We start from the raw sequence: 15,919 nt of genomic DNA, 5'->3' as shown, positions 1-15,919 counted from the left end.
GCCATGCCGCCGGATGCTGGGCTGAACAAGGTGGTCGTCGTTGGGGGCGGGGTGGCGGGTGCCATGGCCGCGCAGACGCTACGCGCCGAGGGGTACGACGGGGAGTTGACGTGGGTCGGCGCCGAACGGTGCGCCCCCTACCACCGGCCGGCCCTGTCCAAGAAGCTGCTCACCGGTGAGGTGCACCGGGCAGGCATCGACATGGCGCCGCAGAACGAGTTCGACGCGCGGGTGCTTCGAGGCGCCCGTGCCATCGGCATCGACATGGCGTCGCGCACCGTCGGGGTGCGCGACGGTGACCGCGAGCGGGCCTTCGAGTTCGACGGCCTCGTGATCGCCAGCGGCGCTGACGTACGCCGCTGGTCCGGCGGACCGGTGCCCGACGGTGTCCTGACGCTTCGCACGGTCGACGACTGCCTGGCTATCCGGTCCAGGCTCGGCCGACGCAGTCGCGTCGTCGTGATCGGCGGCGGCTTCATCGGCACCGAGGTCGCCGCGAGCCTACGTTCGTTGGGCCTCAAGGTGACGCTGATTTCGCGGGCCGATGCGCTGCTGCAGGGCGCAGTCGGTGCGGAGATGGGTAACTTCTGGACCGATCTGCACCGCAGCCACGGGGTGGACGTGCGGGTCGGCGTCGACGTCGCGGGGTTCGTCGGCGACGGTCACGTGAAGGCCGTTCGGCTGAGCGACAATTCGAAGGTGAAGGCCGACCTGGTGCTCATCGGGCTCGGGGTCGAGCCGGTCACCGACTGGCTGTGGGGCTCCGGGATCAAGGTGGACCAGCGCGACAAGGGTGTGGTGTGCGACGCCACCGGTGCCGCGGAGGGCACGACGGGCGTCGTGGCCGCAGGCGACGTCGCGCGCTGGTGGCATCCCCTCTACCGGGAAAATCTGCGGATCGAGCACTGGGATCACGCATCCCGACAGGGGATCACCGCGGCACGGAACCTGCTGGCTGGACCCGAGGACGCCCAGCAGTATGACGCGGTGCCGTACTTCTGGTCCGACCAATACGACGTCAAACTCCAATTAGTCGGTGTGCCAACAGGATACGACACCGTGACGGTCGTCGAGGGGGATATGCGCCAGGGGGAGTTCGTTGCCGCGTACGGGAAGGACGGCCGAACGATAGCGGTCCTGGGCACCGTCGCGGATCGGGTGAAGGACTACCGCGAGGCGATCACCGACGGCGCCGGCTTCCCGCCGCGCCTGCAGAAGCAACCCGCTTAGCGACCTCGATCGGCCGAGTTCAGGGGAAACCGGCCTGTGACGATCAGCGCCGTGAGACCATTTCCGGCGCAAGGTGATGGCGCGGACGGAGACGACATGATTCGGCAGGCAGTGACCGCTTCGGCGACGGCCATTCTGGGTGCGCTGGTGCTGGCGCCGCCGGCGGCGGCCGCCTCGGGGCAGCAGGTGCTGCTGAATTCCGGTGCGGTGCGGTGCGAGCTGAGCGCGGATAACTACTCGTTCGGCGGCGGGCCGGTGGCGGTTTGTGCGCTGACCAACGGACAGCCGTGGGGCACAGCGCCCTTCGAGACATCCAAGTGGAACCAGCGCCTGAACCTCGCCGTGGTGCTGGGCACCGGCCAGTTCTACTGGGACCGAGGCGCGCTGCCCGATCCGGCGTCGGCGCCGGTGTCCGTCGACGGTGGGGCGTACAAGGTCAACGGTTGGACCGTTCAACCGGAGGGGCTGCGCACCCGGCTCACCTACGACGCCTCCGGCCACGGAATCTTCGTCACCCCGGCCGATATCCGCGGCTTCTGATCAGCTCCGCAGCGACGCGGCGTCGATCACGAACCGGTACCGCACATCGCTGGCCAGCACGCGCTCGTAGGCCTCGTTGATGTATTCGGGCGCGATGACCTCGATCTCGGGTTGCACGCCGTGCTCGGCGCAGAAGTCGAGCATCTCCTGTGTCTCGGCGATGCCACCGATCAGCGAGCCGGCCAGGCGTCGCCGCCCGAAGACCAGGGCGCCCGCGGGTACCGCCATCGGGTTCTCCGGCATGCCGAGTTCGACGAGCGTCCCGTCGAGCGCGAGCAGGCCGAGGTAGCTGCCCATGTCGAGGTTGGCCGACACCGTGTTGAGGATCAGGTCGAACGATCCCGTCAGCTTGGTGAACGTCTCGGGGTCCGAGGTGGCGTAGTACTCGTCGGCGCCCAGACGCAGGCCGTCCTCCATCTTCTTCAGCGACTGGCTCAACACCGTCACGTGGGCGCCCATCGCGTGGGCGAGCTTGACTCCCATGTGGCCCAACCCGCCGAGGCCGACCACCGCCACCCGGGTGCCCGGACCCGCGTCCCAGTGGCGCAGCGGCGAGTACAGCGTGATGCCCGCGCACAGCAGCGGCGCCGCAGCCTCCAGCGGCAAGCTGTCGGGAATCCGTAACACGTAGTTCTCGTCGACCACGATCGCGCCGCTGTAGCCGCCCTGCGTCGGCTCACCGTCGCGGCCTACCGCGTTGTAGGTGCCGACCATTCCTTTGGCGCAGTACTGCTCGTCGCCGGCGCGGCACTGCGCGCACTCCCGACAGGAATCGACGAAGCAGCCGACGCCGACGCGATCACCGACCCGGTACTTGGTGACCTCGGCACCGACCTCGGTGACGACGCCGGCGATCTCGTGCCCGGGCACCACCGGATAGCGGGCACGACCCCATTCGTCGCGCACGGTGTGGATGTCGGAGTGACAGATTCCACAGAAGTGGATGTCGAAGGCGACGTCACGCGGGCCGACGTCGCGGCGGGCGATGGTGGTCCTGGTCAACGGTTCGGTCGCCGACGGCGCGGCGTATGCGGTAACGGTGCTCATCACAATCCTTTTCAGGCCTCTTCAGCTTCCAACGACTCTTCGACTTCTAACGACTCTTCAGCTTCTAACGACAATGGGAAAATCCGCCGCCGACAGTGCGGCCGAACCCGAAGGGACAACGAGCGAGCGCGCCCCGATGATTCCGTCTGACGCTGTGAGGTTGCTCCTAGAGTCCGGGTGCCCGGAACGCGCCGTTGAACGATTCCCGTTCGTAGCGGGCGACACCGGCCACCGTGTACGGATCGCGGTCGACGATGTCTTGTGCCTGCTCGACGCCGATGTCGCCGGTGATCAGGACCGCGCCGGACTCGTCTTCGCGGCGCCCGGCCAGCACGATTCGACCCGCGGCAACCTCACCACCGAGCCACTCCAGGTGGGCGGGACGGGTCTGGTTCATGACGTCCGGCGGTTGCAGGTACGTCGATCTGAGGACGTGGAACACGCCCGCGAGACTAGTTGATCGGCGCGTTGATCCAGCGCAGGTCGTCGAGCACGCCGCGGGCGGCGACGATGCCCCCGCCGGTGTGCCAGACCTCGTTGTTGACCGCGAACACCCGGTTGTCACGGTTGGCCGACAACTTCTTCCACGCGTCACTTTCCAGCACGGTCTCGGCGTGCTCCTTGGCCTCGCCCGAGGCGAACGCGATGTAGACGATGTCACCGTCGGCGGCCGACAGATCGGGTGAGGCGGACAGGTCGGCGTCGGTGATGCCGATCTCGATGTAGGGCTTGTCGGTGAAGCGTTGGGCCGCAGGGCGATCCACACCCGCGTCGGCCAGCACGCTGCCCGCGAAGTTGTCCGTGCCGTAGACCCGCATGGTGGTGTCGGTGAACTGGACCACCGAAGCCTGAAAATGGGCGGCGTCGTTGTCGGCGCCGGTCTTGTCCGCGGCCGCCATGAAGCCCTCGATCAGCCCGTTGGCGGCATCGACGCGTCCGGTCGCCGCACCCACCGTGCGCAGGTTGTCCTGCCACGCGGGGCCGGGCGCACCGGTGAACACGGTCGGCGCGATCTGCGCCAACGCGCCGAACGCCTCGGGCGTCAGCGCCTGCGACCCCAGGATCAAATCGGGCGAGGCGGCCCGGATGCCGTCCAGATCGGGGGCGCTGCGCGTCCCCACGCCCGGCACGTCGTGGAGAACGGTGCCGAGGTACGACGGCTGGTCGGGGGAGCCGTCCGGCAGGGCCGCGGCCACCACGCGTGACTGCAGGCCCAGCGCGCACAGCGCGTCGAGCTGATCGCCGGAGAGCACCACGATGCGCTGCGGATCTGCGCGCACCTCCGTTTCGCCTGCGGCGTGGCGGACGAGACGGTCCGGCGGGCCCTGGTCGACGGCGGCGGGTTCGGGGGCGCAGGACTCGTCGGGGCGACGCTGGTTTCCGAGCACGCCCGCACCAGCAATCTTCGTCGTGCTGGTGATGACCGACTCGGCGTCGGGCGCCGGCGCGTCCCCGCCGACCCCACCGCACCCGCTGATCAGCGTCGTCGCCACGGCGGCCGCGATGAGAGGCGCCGCGGATCGGGCCGCCCGCACGCCTGCGCGCGCTCCGCTGATCAGCACGTCGCCGACGGTAACATCTGGGAGTTCCGCGCTGGTCAACCGCCGTCGCGAGCCATATACGACGGTTTGTAGGACCACCCCGCGTCCCGGCTTTTAGAGAAGCTAGGATTCATCGTTGATGACTGCGGGGAAGCCCCGACCAGACGTATGGAGGACCTGTTGGTAGCGCAAGCGCCCCCGATCGGACAACTCGAGGCTCGCCGTCCCTTTCCGGAGCGGATGGGACCCAAGGGCAACCTGCTCTACAACCTGATCACGACCACCGATCACAAGCTGATCGGCATCATGTATGTCGTCACCTGCTTCATCTTCTTCTTCATCGGCGGGTTGATGGCACTGTTCATGCGCACCGAGTTGACGGCGCCGGGGCTGCAGTTCCTGTCCAACGAGCAGTTCAACCAGCTGTTCACCATGCACGGCACGGTGATGCTGCTGTTCTACGCGACCCCGGTCGTGTTCGGCTTCGCCAACCTGGTGCTGCCGCTGCAGATCGGTGCGCCCGACGTGGCGTTCCCGCGGCTCAACGCGTTCTCGTACTGGCTGTTCCTGTTCGGCGCACTGATCGCCCTGAGCGGGTTTGCCACCCCCGGTGGGGCGGCTGACTTCGGCTGGACCGCGTATGCGCCGCTGTCCAACGCGCTGCACTCCCCGGGCGCGGGCGGTGACCTGTGGATCCTCGGCCTGGCGGTGGCCGGCCTGGGCACCATCCTGGGCGGGGTCAACATGATCACCACCGTGGTGTGCATGCGCGCCCCGGGGATGACGATGTTCCGGATGCCGATCTTCACCTGGAACATCCTGGTGACGTCGATCCTGGTGTTGATGGTGTTCCCGCTGTTGACCGCGGCGCTGTTCGGGCTGGCCTATGACCGGCACCTCGGCGGGCACATCTACGACCCGGCGAACGGTGGTGTGTTGTTGTATCAGCACCTGTTCTGGTTCTTCGGCCATCCCGAGGTGTACATCATCGCGTTGCCGTTCTTCGGCATCGTCAGCGAGATCTTCCCGGTGTTCTCCCGCAAGCCGGTCTTCGGCTACACCACCCTGATCTACGCCACCATCGGTATTGCAGCGCTGTCGGTCGCGGTGTGGGCACACCACATGTACGCGACCGGCGCCGTGCTGCTGCCGTTCTTCTCGTTCATGACGTTTTTGATCGCGGTGCCGACCGGGATCAAGTTCTTCAATTGGATCGGCACGATGTGGAAGGGGCAGTTGACGTTTGAAACGCCGATGCTGTTCTCGATCGGCTTCCTGCTGACGTTCCTGCTCGGTGGCCTGTCCGGTGTGCTGTTGGCCAGCCCGCCGCTGGACTTCCACGTTCACGACTCGTATTTCGTGGTGGCGCACTTCCACTACGTGCTGTTCGGCACGATCGTGTTCGCCACCTATGCCGGCATCTATTTCTGGTTCCCGAAGATGACCGGGCGGATGCTCGACGAGCGATTGGGCAAGCTGCACTTCTGGTTGACGTTCATCGGTTTCCACGCCACGTTCCTGGTGCAGCACTGGCTGGGTAACGAGGGCATGCCGCGTCGTTACGCCGACTACCTGCCCACCGACGGGTTCACCACGCTCAACGTCGTCTCCACGATCGGTGCGTTCATCCTGGGTGTGTCGGTGCTGCCGTTCACCTGGAACGTGTTCAAGAGCTGGCGCTACGGCGAACCGGTCACCGTGGATGATCCGTGGGGCTACGGCAACTCGCTGGAGTGGGCGACCTCCTGCCCGCCGCCGCGGCACAACTTCACCGAGCTGCCCCGGATCCGTTCGGAGCGGCCCGCGTTCGAGCTGCACTACCCGCACATGGTGGAGCGGATGCGCGCCGAAGCACACATCGGACGTGCCCATGAACCGGCGGACGCGCGGCTCGTCGACCAATCCAGTTAGGGACACGGTGTTTCGGCGATGAGCGTGCCGAAAGTGGGTTTGCCGGTCGAGCCTCCCGACGGGCGGCCGTGACCGGCCAGGCGCGCAACCGCTCATCGCTGTTGATCACCGTCACAGGACGTGATCAACCCGGTGTCACGTCGGCGTTGTTCGAGGTGCTGTCGCGGCACAAGGTCGAGCTGCTCAACGTCGAACAGGTCGTCATCCGCGGCCGGTTGACGCTGGGTGTGCTGGTCGCCGCGTCCGTCGGCGTCGCCGCGGGCACGCAGTTGCGCGACGAGGTGACGGCCGCCATCCACGGCGTCGGCCTGGACGTCACCATCGAACCCAGCGACACCCTGCCGGTGCTGCGCGCACCATCGACCCACACCATCGTCGTGCTGGGCCGACCGATCGCCGCTGAAGCGTTCGGCGTGGTGGCCCGCGAACTCGCGGCGCTCGGGGTGAACATCGACACCATTCGCGGCGTATCCGACTACCCGGTAACGGGTTTGGAGCTGCGGGTGTCGGTGCCGGCCGACGGCGTCTACGGGCAGCTGCAGAAGGCGCTGGCCCGCGTCGCGGTCGCCGAGAAGATCGACATCGCGCTCGAGGACTACAGCCTGTCGCGACGGGCCAAGCGGCTCATCGTGTTCGACGTCGATTCCACCCTGATCCAGGGTGAGGTCATCGAGATGCTCGCCGCGCGCGTCGGCGCGGAGGCCGCGGTCGCCGAGGTCACCGAGGCGGCGATGCGCGGCGAACTCGACTTCACCGAATCGCTGAACCGTCGCGTCGCGACGCTCGCGGGTCTGCCGGCGTCGGTGCTCGAGGACGTCGGCGAGCAGATCGAGCTGACCCCCGGTGCGCGAACCACGTTGCGCACGCTGCGCCGCCTCGGCTATCACTGCGGCATCGTGTCCGGCGGCTTCCGGCAGGTCATCGCGCCGCTCGCACACGAGTTGATGATGGATTTCGTCGCGGCCAACGAACTCGAGATCATCGACGGCAAGCTGACCGGGCGGGTGGTCGGACCCATCATCGACCGGGCCGGAAAAGCCAAGGCCCTGCGCGATTTCGCCCAGCAGGCCGGTGTGCCGATGGAGCAGACGGTGGCGGTGGGCGATGGCGCCAACGACATCGACATGCTGTCGGCTGCGGGGCTGGGCGTGGCGTTCAACGCCAAGCCGGCGTTGCGGGAGGTCGCCGACGCGTCGCTGAGCTATCCCTACCTGGACACTGTGCTGTTCATCCTCGGCATCACCCGCAGCGAGATCGAGGCGGCCGATGCCCGCGACGGCGTGATGCGCCGCGTCGAGATCCCCGACGACGAGTAGCCGCCCGGTTCTGCTCGCACCGAAGACAAGCTAGACCACCACGGTCGTGGGTTGGGGGGCTGCCGAGCCGGTCACGCTGTGCCATGCGCGGGCGAGCAGTTCGACGGCGGTGTCCAGCTGTTCCTCGGGCAGGGTGTAGGGCACGCGGACGAACCGCTCGAGTGTGCCGTTGACGCCGAACCGCGGACCGGCGGGCAGGTCGAGGCCGAGCCGGGAGGCCGCGGCCGCCAACGCCGTGCTCATCGGCGCGGGCAGCCGCACCCACAGCGACATGCCGCCGACGCCGTGGCCCGGCTCCCAGTCGGGCAGGTGACGGTGCAACAGGATCAGCAGGTGCGCCCGCCGGGCGCGCAGGATCTCGCGGCGCTCGGGCAGCAGTTCGTGGTGGCGGACGAGAAGTCTTGCCGCCGCGCATTGTTCGAATACCGCCGTGCCCATGTCGATGGACGGGCGCAACGAGGCGATGGTCGCGATGGTGGACCGTTCGGCGCGGATCCAGCCCACCCGAAGCCCGCCCCAGAACGACTTGGACATCGAACCGATCGTCAGCACCAGGTCACGCCGTGAGGTCACTTCGGCCGCCAGCGGAGGGGGTACCGGCTGATCCAGCCACATGTCCATGATCGATTCGTCGATGACGGTGCGGGTGCGGGTCTCGGCGATGATGCCCGCCACCTGTTTCCGCTGCGGCACAGGCATCGTCAGCCCGGTGGGGTTGTGGTTGTCCGGGATCAGGTAGGCCAGGTTGGGCGACAGTTGGTGCACGGACGCCTGCAGCGCGTCGAGGTCCCAGCCGTCCTCGGTCATCGCGACCGGAACGGGTCGCGCCCCTGCGGTGGTGATCGATAACAGCGCACCGTGGTAGGTGGGCTGTTCGACGAGCACGCGGTCCCCGGCCTGCACGTAGGTGGTGAGGATCAGGCCGATCGCGTGCTGCGCGCCCGTGGTCACCATGATCTCGTCGGGTTCGGTGGGAAGCCCGCGTTCGCAATACCTTTCGGCGATGGCCTGACGGAGCGCGGGAACGCCGATGAGTTCGTGGCCCGGTACGTGCAGATACGGCGTCACGTCATGGGTGGCCTCCGCGAACGCCTCGGCGACGGCGGCCGCGGGTGCGGCCAGCGCCGCCGCGGCCAGGCTCACCGACGCCGCCGCGGCCTCGGTGCGCACGTCGGGGGTCACGGGAAGCGCGGTCGTGCTGCGCGCACCGCGGCGCGCGTTGAGGTAGCCGTCGTCGCGCAGCTCGGCGTAGGCGGCGGTGACCGTGGTGCGTGACACCCGCAGCGCCTCGGCGAGCGCACGTTCACTGGGCAGTTGCGCCCCGACCGGCAGACGCCCGTCGACGATCAGCAACCGGATGGCGTTGGCGAGCCCCTGGTACGCGGGTCCGCTGCGACTGGATGTGCGCCAGTTCCCCAGAGTGCGGGCCAAAAGGCTCGCGTTGAGCGCCTGCGCGGGCATATCAACGGTCATTTGCAGGCCAGTATCTGCTAACTGGCTATTGAATAGCAAGCCAGTTGGCCACCACGATCGGGTGATGACAACGAATTGGGCTTCGCGGCTGGGCCGGGAACTGAGCAAGCTGTTCAGTTGGCAGCCGCCCAGCGGTTGCGTCGATTTCGCCGATCGCGACGCTGAGCGGATCGCCCGCGAACTAGAGCTGATCCGGTTGCGCTTCCCGCACCACTCCTGAGGGATTTCGGTGTAGTTGGTCACGGTGAGCGTGACCAACTACACCGAAATCACTTGACTACGATGGGCGGGTGCCAGTCACCGACGATGCAGCCGACCCCGACCTGCTGATCGATTTCGCCGAGGTCTCGCTGCGCCGGGGCGGCCAGGTCCTCGTCGGACCGATCACCTGGTCGGTCGAGCTGGACGAACGCTGGGTGATCATCGGCCCCAACGGTGCGGGTAAGACGTCGCTGCTGCGTATCGCCGCCGCGATGGAGCATCCGTCGTCGGGCACCGCGCACGTGCTCGGTGAGCGGCTCGGCCGGGTCGACACCTTCGAACTGCGGTCGCGGGTCGGCCTGAGCAGCTCGGCGCTGGCGCAACGGGTGCCCGGCGGCGAACTGGTGCGTGACCTGGTGGTGTCGGCCGGCTACGCGGTGATGGGCCGGTGGCGCGAGAAATACGACGAGGTGGACTACCACCAGGCCGTCGAGATCCTGGAAAGCGTGGGGGCCGAGCACCTGGCCGACCGCACCTACGGCACCCTGTCAGAAGGCGAGCGCAAGCGGGTGCTCATCGCGCGGTCGATGATGACCGACCCCGAGCTGTTGCTGCTCGACGAACCGGCCGCCGGGCTCGACCTCGGCGGGCGCGAGGAACTGGTGGCCCGGCTGGCCGACCTGGCCGCCGACCCGGATTCACCGGCGCTGGTGCTGGTGACGCACCATGTCGAGGAGATCCCGCCCGGCTTCACCCACTGCCTGATCCTCGCCGAGGGACAGGTGGTCGATTCGGGGCTGCTGCCCGACGTGTTGACCGCGCAGAACCTGTCGAATGCGTTCGGGCAGTCGATCGCTGTCGATGTCATCGACGGGCGTTACTTCGCCCGCCGCACCCGCTCCCGGGCGGCCCATAGGAGACGTGCATGACCGAACAACCAGCCGAACCACCTCTGACACCGCGGCCCGCTTCGACCGTGATGCTCATCCGCGACAAGGTCCCGCACGCGGGTCGGGGAGTGGAAGTGTTTCTGATGCGGCGGCATTCGGCGATGGAGTTCGTCGGCGGGGTGATGGTCTTTCCCGGCGGCGGGGTCGATGACCGTGACCGCAACGCCGACATCGCGTGGATGGGTCCGGGACCGTCGTGGTGGGCCGAGCGGCTCGGTGTGGACGTCGAGCTGGCCGAGGCGTTGGTGTGCGCGGCCGCCCGCGAGACGTTCGAGGAATCCGGTGTGCTGTTCGCCGGTGCCGCCGACGACTCCGACGTGCTCGTCGACGACGCGTCGGTGTACCGCGACGAACGCCAGGCGCTGGTCGACCGGTCGCTGTCGTTCGCCGACTTCCTGCGCACCGAGAAGTTGGTGTTGCGTGCCGATCTGCTTCGTCCGTGGGCGAACTGGGTGACACCGAAAGAGGAGCGCACCCGCCGCTACGACACGTACTTCTTCGTCGCGGCGCTTCCGGATGGGCAGCGGGCCGACGGGGAGAACACCGAAACCGACGCCGCGGACTGGATCACCCCCGAGGAAGCCCTTCAGGACTTCGCCGACTCCAAGACGTTCCTGCTGCCCCCGACGTGGACGCAGCTGGACTCGCTGGCCGGCCGGACGGTCGCCGAAGTGCTTGCCGTGGAACGCCGGATCGTTGCCATCGAACCGCATCTGGCCGCCAGGAACGGCAACTGGGAGATCGAGTTCTTCGACAGCGACCGCTACAACGCCGCCCGCAACCACCGGGCGCCCGACAACTACACCCCGGGTGCACCGCTGGCATGAGCGAGTTCGTCAGCATCCACACCGGTGATCAGCAGCCCGGTATCGCCACGCTGCTGCTGTCGCGGCCCCCGACCAACGCGCTGACCCGTCAGATGTACCGCGAGCTCGCTGCCGCGGCGGCCGACGTCGGCGGCCGCGACGACGTGCGCGCCGTCGTCGTGTTCGGCGGACACGAGATCTTCTCGGCAGGCGACGACGTCGCAGAACGGCGCACGCTGAACACCGCCGAGGCCGCCGTCGCCGCCAGGGACTGCCGCGCCGCCGTCGACGCGCTGGCCGCGGTCCCCAAACCGACGGTGGCCGCCATCACCGGGTACGCCCTTGGCGGCGGGCTGACCCTCGCGCTTGGCGCGGACTGGCGGGTGGCCGGCGACAACGTCAAGTTCGGGGTGACGGAGATCCTCGCCGGGCTGGTGCCCGCGGGCGGCACGTCACGGCTGACCGACGCCGTCGGCGCGAGCAAGGCCAAGGATCTGGTGTTCAGCGGCCGGTTCGTCGATGCGAAGGAGGCGCTGGCGCTGGGCCTGATCGACCAGATGGTCGCACCCGACGGTGTCTACGATGCGGCGGTGGCATGGGCCGCCCGGTTCGTCGAGCATTCGCCCCAGGTACTGGCTGCGGCCAAGGCCACCTTCGCCGTCTAGGCTGCCTGCCATGAGTCTCGACGAAACCGGCGCACGCGAGCCGGCTCCTAATCCGCACGCCACCGCGGAGCAGGTAGAGGCGGCCCGCCACGACTCCAAGCTGGCGCAGGTGCTCTACCACGACTGGGAAGCCGAGAGCTACGACGACAAGTGGTCGATCTCCTATGACAAGCGTTGCGTCGACTACGCGCGCGACCTGTTCGATGCCACGGTGCCCGAGCAGGAACTGCGCAACCTGCCCTACGACCGGGCGCTCGAACTCGGCTGCGGCAGCGGGTTCTTCCTGCTCAACCTGATCCAGGCCGGCGTCGCGCGGCGCGGCTCGGTGACCGACCTGTCCCCGGGCATGGTCAAGGTCGCCACCCGCAACGGCGAGAACCTCGGCCTGCAGATCGACGGCCGGGTGGCCGACGCCGAGGGCATCCCGTACGACGATGACACGTTCGATCTGGTTGTCGGACACGCGGTGCTGCACCACATCCCCGACGTCGAGCTGTCGCTGCGTGAGGTGGTGCGGGTGCTCAAACCCGGTGGCCGGTTCGTGTTCGCCGGTGAGCCGACGAATGCCGGGGAAACCTACGCCAGGCCGTTGTCGACGTTGACGTGGCGGGCGGTGACGAACGCGACCCGGCTGCCCGGACTCGGCGGCTGGCGCCGACCGCAGGCCGAGCTCGACGAGTCGTCGCGCGCGGCGGCGCTGGAAGCAGTTGTCGACCTGCACACGTTCGACCCGGCCGATCTGGAACGGATGGCGCAAAACGCCGGTGCGATCGAAGTATCCACCGCCACAACCGAATTCACTGCCGCTATGTTGGGCTGGCCGCTTCGCACGTTCGAGGCCGCGGTACCGCCGGGCCGGCTGGGTTGGGGCTACGCCAAGTTCGCGTTCCACAGTTGGATCACGTTGAGCTGGGTCGACGACAACGTCTGGCGTCGCTTCGTCCCGAAGAGCTGGTTCTACAACGTGATGGTGACCGGGGTCAAGCCGTCCTGAAGTTCGGCCTCGAGCACGTCGGTTACCTGCGCAGCGGCGCCGGAGCGCAGGCGTTGGGCGAGATCGCCGCGCGCCCGCTGACCGATTCCACCCTGGTCGCCGATATCGCTTGGGCGCGTGAACGTTTCGGTGTGCACGCCGCGGTGCTGGTGGAAACGACGATGTTGCGGCGCAAGGCCGCGACCAAACTCGCCCGCGCCGGGGACTGGCTGTTCACCGACGAGGCGCTGCAGCAGGCCACCGCCGAACCGGTGGCGCGGCATCGCGCGCGACGTCTGGTCGGCAGACGCGTGCACGACGCCACCTGTTCGATCGGCACTGAGCTTGCCGCCCTTGCCGATTCGGCAGACACCCTGCTCGGCAGCGATATCGACCCGGTGCGGCTGGCGATGGCCCGGCACAACGTGGGGGGTGTCGAGTTGTGCCGCGCCGACGCGCTGCGCCCGATCACCCGCGGTGCCGTCGTCCTGCTTGATCCCGCGCGGCGCCGCGGCGGACGACGCCGATTCGACCCGCGGGACTACACCCCGGCGCTGGACGCCCTGCTGGCGGTGTACCGCGGTTCCGATGTCGTCGTAAAGTGTGCCCCCGGAATAGACTTCAGCGCGGTGCGCGACCTCGGCTTCACCGGCGAGATCGAGGCGACGTCGCTGGCGGGCAGTGTGCGGGAGGCCTGTCTGTGGTCGGCGGCGCTGGCCGCGGCGGGGGTCACCCGGCGCGCCACGATCCTGGACACCGGTGAGCAGCTCACCGATGCCGACCCCGCCGACTGCGCGGTGGCGCCGGCCGGGCGCTGGATCGTCGACCCCGACGGCGCCGTCGTGCGCGCGGGCCTGGTGCGGCATTACGCGACGCGGCACCGGTTGTGGCAACTCGACCGCGACATCGCCTATCTGTCGGGGGATCGGTTGCCCGACGGGGTACGCGGTTTCGAGGTGCTCGAGCAAATCGGCTACAGCGAACGGCGACTGCGCCAGGCGCTTTCGGCGCGCGACATCGGGGCGCTGGAGATCCTGGTACGCGGCGTCGACGTGGACCCCGACGCCTTGCGGTCGAGGTTGCGGCTGCGCGGATCGACACCGGCTTCGGCAATCATCACCCGCATCGGAACCGGGCCGGCAAGCCGGGCAACGGCATTCATTTGTCGTCCGTCGCGGTGAGCGGTTACGTACGCTGTTCCTGACGCGCCGGTGCGGTTGCCGGGGCCTGCTGCAAGGATGTTCGACGATGCGCATTCTCACAGGAACTGCTCTGCTGGCAGCAGCTGTCTTCGTCGGCTTCATCGGCGCCCCGGTCGCCGGGGCACAAACCGCGTGCCAAGACCTCGGCGGTGTGCTGGAACCCGACCAGACGTGTCGGGTGCACGCCGAGGGACCCACCTACCAACTGGACTTCACCTTTCCCAACGGCTACCCCGATCCCGCGCCGGTGGTGGCCTACCTGACCCAGGCCCGAGACGGCTTCGTCAACGTCGCGGGCATGCCCGATTCCTACAACCTGCCGTACGAACTGGACGCGACCGGCACCAGCTACCGGTCGGGGCCGCCGACCGCGGGCACCCGCAGCCTGGTGTTCACGGTGTGGCAGAACATCGGCGGCGCGCACCCGCAGACCTACTACCAGTCGTTCAACTGGAACGTCGCCAAGAACGCGCCGATCACCTTCGAGACCTTGTTCAAACCGGGTAGCGACCCGCTCGACGTGATCTATCCCGAGGTCAACCGGTACCTGCAAAACGAGTACGGCACGACGGATCCGATTCCCAGCGGCAGCGGGCACGATCCGACCAACTACGAGCACTTCGCGGTGACCGACGACGAGCTGATCTTCTTCTTCACCCAGGGCTCGCTGCTGCCGGAGTCCGCAGGCCCGGTGCAGGCATCGGTGCCGCGCGCCGCCGTCGCACCCATGCTGGCGCTCTAGGCGGGCGCGAACCCGTAGACCATTCCGTCGCTGGTGGCGGTGACGACGCGGCGGTCGCCGCCGATCGACACGCCGACGGGCCAGCCGGTCGCCTTGGGCAGCGGATAGCTGTTGACGGTGTGGCCGTCGGCGGGGTCGAACACCATCAGCGCCAGCCCGTCTGCACCGTCGCGGACCACCGTGTAGGCCACCGACGGGCCGGCCTGGCTGGACGTCGACAGCGCCGTGACGTCGTCGCGGGTCCAGCTCACCTCGCCCTTGTCGCCGCCGTCCTTGATGCCGACCAGCTTCGCGCCCGGCCCTCCGCCGGCCACGATCAGCCCGTCGGGTGACACCGAGGGCGGTGTCTGCGCGAGATAGTCCAGCGGCACCGACCACTTCGGGCTGCCGTCGGTGGCGTCGAGCGCCCACAGGTGCTCATCGCGGCCGCTGACGTACACCGTCGAGCCGTCCGCCGAGAAGACCGGGCTGGCCAACGGTCCACCGCCGACGGCGTCGCTGGTCCATTCGCGGCTCAGCAGCGGTGTCTGGCCGGGCCGGTACCGCAGCCCGACCAGGATCGGCGCGTCGGCGTCGGGTTCCCACAGGCTCAGCACGACGAGTCCCTGCGTCGGCGCGAACGCCGGCGCGGCGGCCACCGGGCAGCGTGGACGGGCCGGTGCGCAGTCGGCGAGCCCGCGTTGGGAGTCGGTCGGGTCGACGCCGGCCACCAGGTCCAGCGGCGTTCCCACGACGACGCCTTTGTGCGCGTCGAACACCAGCACCTGCCCGAGGTGGGTGACGACCAGCAGCTGCCCCGGCGCCAGGATCCGGGGAGTGGTCGGCATCCCGATCACCGGCTGGCGCCAGCGGATCCATTGCGTCGTGGGGAAGGACAGCATGGCACCGGGCTGGCCGACGTAGAGGTTGTCGAACCCGTCCAGAAGTGGGCTGGACGGGCCGCCGCCCTGCACCAGCCTGGTGCACCAGCGCTGCCGGGCGTTGTTGTCGGCCTCCCACACCATCAGCGAACAGCCGGCGGGGGTCTGTGCGTTGACCCCCAGATAACCGTTGGTGCCCAGCGCGACGGCGGACTGCAGATCGCCCTTGACCGACCTGGTCCACTCCAGGCGGAGTTTGTCGGCGCCGGGCGTCGGCGTGTAGCTGCTGTTGCTCGCGTCGCCGTACTGCGCCGGCCAGCCCGAGGCGGCGTGCGCCTCGACCCACGAGTCGGTGTTACCGCAACCCGCCAACGCGGCCGTGATCAGCGCCGTTGCCGCCAGCACGGTCAATCGCCGCAACACCGGTTCCTTCCTGTTGGGAGTTCGTTGGGAGTTCGTCAA

16 protein-coding genes are annotated in these 15,919 nt (G+C 68.5%); 11 read left to right on the top strand and 5 right to left on the bottom strand.

All coding sequences use genetic code 11. From position 1 onward, the window contains the following. Positions 1-3: 3 nt before the first annotated feature. The gene (locus K3U96_RS17535) at positions 4-1,230 is read left to right on the top strand and encodes an NAD(P)/FAD-dependent oxidoreductase (protein ID WP_220690542.1); all 1,227 of its coding nucleotides are present in this window, start codon (positions 4-6) and stop codon (positions 1,228-1,230) included. 96 nt (positions 1,231-1,326) lie between these two features. Then, entirely contained in the window at positions 1,327-1,770 is a 444-nt protein-coding gene (locus K3U96_RS17530) for a hypothetical protein (protein WP_220690541.1), read from the top strand. Here K3U96_RS17530 and K3U96_RS17525 read toward each other — a convergent pair whose 3' ends face one another. The 3 genes from K3U96_RS17525 to K3U96_RS17515 form a co-directional block, all read right to left on the bottom strand. After that, the gene (locus K3U96_RS17525; protein WP_220690540.1) at positions 1,771-2,817 is read right to left on the bottom strand and encodes an NAD(P)-dependent alcohol dehydrogenase; all 1,047 of its coding nucleotides are present in this window, start codon (positions 2,815-2,817) and stop codon (positions 1,771-1,773) included. 166 nt (positions 2,818-2,983) lie between these two features. Then, on the bottom strand, positions 2,984-3,259 hold the full coding sequence (locus K3U96_RS17520) for a YciI family protein (protein ID WP_069405108.1): 276 nt from the start codon (positions 3,257-3,259) through the stop codon (positions 2,984-2,986). A 10-nt stretch (positions 3,260-3,269) separates the two neighbouring features. Next, a complete protein-coding gene (locus K3U96_RS17515; protein WP_220690539.1) occupies positions 3,270-4,379 on the bottom strand; it encodes an iron-siderophore ABC transporter substrate-binding protein in 1,110 nt (369 codons plus the stop codon). A gap of 159 nt (positions 4,380-4,538) precedes the next feature. Between K3U96_RS17515 and ctaD the strand changes: the two genes are divergently transcribed. Both ctaD and serB read left to right on the top strand, forming a co-directional pair. Continuing rightward, complete coding sequence (ctaD, locus tag K3U96_RS17510; protein ID WP_220693569.1) at positions 4,539-6,269, top strand: aa3-type cytochrome oxidase subunit I; 1,731 nt, start codon at positions 4,539-4,541, stop codon at positions 6,267-6,269. A 68-nt stretch (positions 6,270-6,337) separates the two neighbouring features. Beyond that, positions 6,338-7,585, top strand: coding sequence for a phosphoserine phosphatase SerB (gene serB, locus K3U96_RS17505; RefSeq protein WP_220690538.1), 1,248 nt, complete (start codon positions 6,338-6,340; stop codon positions 7,583-7,585). Positions 7,586-7,615: 30 nt separating this feature from the next. Here the strand turns inward: serB and yczR are convergent, their stop codons facing one another. Continuing rightward, positions 7,616-9,058, bottom strand: coding sequence for a MocR-like transcription factor YczR (gene yczR, locus K3U96_RS17500; RefSeq protein ID WP_220690537.1), 1,443 nt, complete (start codon positions 9,056-9,058; stop codon positions 7,616-7,618). Positions 9,059-9,122: 64 nt separating this feature from the next. Between yczR and K3U96_RS17495 the strand changes: the two genes are divergently transcribed. The 7 genes from K3U96_RS17495 to K3U96_RS17465 all read left to right on the top strand — a co-directional run bounded on the left by K3U96_RS17495 (position 9,123) and on the right by K3U96_RS17465 (position 14,597). After that, on the top strand, positions 9,123-9,278 hold the full coding sequence (locus K3U96_RS17495) for a hypothetical protein (RefSeq protein ID WP_220690536.1): 156 nt from the start codon (positions 9,123-9,125) through the stop codon (positions 9,276-9,278). Between the two features lie 70 nt (positions 9,279-9,348). Next, positions 9,349-10,188: an ABC transporter ATP-binding protein gene (locus K3U96_RS17490; protein ID WP_220690535.1), complete on the top strand. Its 840-nt coding sequence runs from the start codon at positions 9,349-9,351 to the stop codon at positions 10,186-10,188. Continuing rightward, on the top strand, positions 10,185-11,036 hold the full coding sequence (locus K3U96_RS17485) for an NUDIX hydrolase (RefSeq protein WP_220690534.1): 852 nt from the start codon (positions 10,185-10,187) through the stop codon (positions 11,034-11,036). Before K3U96_RS17490 ends, K3U96_RS17485 begins: the two co-directional genes overlap by 4 nt. Continuing rightward, entirely contained in the window at positions 11,033-11,680 is a 648-nt protein-coding gene (locus K3U96_RS17480) for an enoyl-CoA hydratase (protein WP_220690533.1), read from the top strand. Before K3U96_RS17485 ends, K3U96_RS17480 begins: the two co-directional genes overlap by 4 nt. A gap of 10 nt (positions 11,681-11,690) precedes the next feature. Further along, positions 11,691-12,674 carry a class I SAM-dependent methyltransferase gene (locus K3U96_RS17475; RefSeq protein WP_069405101.1) on the top strand — a complete coding sequence of 328 codons (984 nt, stop codon included), beginning with the start codon at positions 11,691-11,693 and terminating at the stop codon, positions 12,672-12,674. Beyond that, positions 12,671-13,834, top strand: a complete 1,164-nt coding sequence (locus tag K3U96_RS17470; protein ID WP_420915468.1) for a class I SAM-dependent methyltransferase — start codon at positions 12,671-12,673, stop codon at positions 13,832-13,834. Before K3U96_RS17475 ends, K3U96_RS17470 begins: the two co-directional genes overlap by 4 nt. Positions 13,835-13,901: 67 nt before the next feature. Continuing rightward, positions 13,902-14,597, top strand: a complete 696-nt coding sequence (locus tag K3U96_RS17465) for an esterase (RefSeq protein ID WP_069405100.1) — start codon at positions 13,902-13,904, stop codon at positions 14,595-14,597. Here the strand turns inward: K3U96_RS17465 and K3U96_RS17460 are convergent. Next, complete coding sequence (locus tag K3U96_RS17460) at positions 14,594-15,880, bottom strand: BamB-related PQQ repeat family beta-propellar protein (RefSeq protein WP_220690532.1); 1,287 nt, start codon at positions 15,878-15,880, stop codon at positions 14,594-14,596. The genes K3U96_RS17465 and K3U96_RS17460 overlap by 4 nt on opposite strands. Between the last annotated feature and the right edge of the window lie 39 nt (positions 15,881-15,919).

The organism is Mycolicibacterium holsaticum DSM 44478 = JCM 12374, from assembly GCF_019645835.1.
GTDB classification, from domain to species: Bacteria; Actinomycetota; Actinomycetes; order Mycobacteriales; family Mycobacteriaceae; genus Mycobacterium; species Mycobacterium holsaticum.
This window is presented reverse-complemented; position numbering and strand designations above follow the sequence as displayed.

Coding starts and splice junctions, on each gene's coding strand:
- K3U96_RS17535 (WP_220690542.1), top strand. CDS start 4: ATGCCGCCGGATGCTGGGCTGAACAAGGTGGTCGTCGTTGGGGGCGGG.
- K3U96_RS17530 (WP_220690541.1), top strand. CDS start 1,327: ATGATTCGGCAGGCAGTGACCGCTTCGGCGACGGCCATTCTGGGTGCG.
- K3U96_RS17525 (WP_220690540.1), bottom strand. CDS start 2,817: ATGAGCACCGTTACCGCATACGCCGCGCCGTCGGCGACCGAACCGTTG.
- yczR (WP_220690537.1), bottom strand. CDS start 9,058: ATGACCGTTGATATGCCCGCGCAGGCGCTCAACGCGAGCCTTTTGGCC.
- K3U96_RS17495 (WP_220690536.1), top strand. CDS start 9,123: ATGACAACGAATTGGGCTTCGCGGCTGGGCCGGGAACTGAGCAAGCTG.
- K3U96_RS17485 (WP_220690534.1), top strand. CDS start 10,185: ATGACCGAACAACCAGCCGAACCACCTCTGACACCGCGGCCCGCTTCG.
- K3U96_RS17480 (WP_220690533.1), top strand. CDS start 11,033: ATGAGCGAGTTCGTCAGCATCCACACCGGTGATCAGCAGCCCGGTATC.
- K3U96_RS17475 (WP_069405101.1), top strand. CDS start 11,691: ATGAGTCTCGACGAAACCGGCGCACGCGAGCCGGCTCCTAATCCGCAC.
- K3U96_RS17465 (WP_069405100.1), top strand. CDS start 13,902: ATGCGCATTCTCACAGGAACTGCTCTGCTGGCAGCAGCTGTCTTCGTC.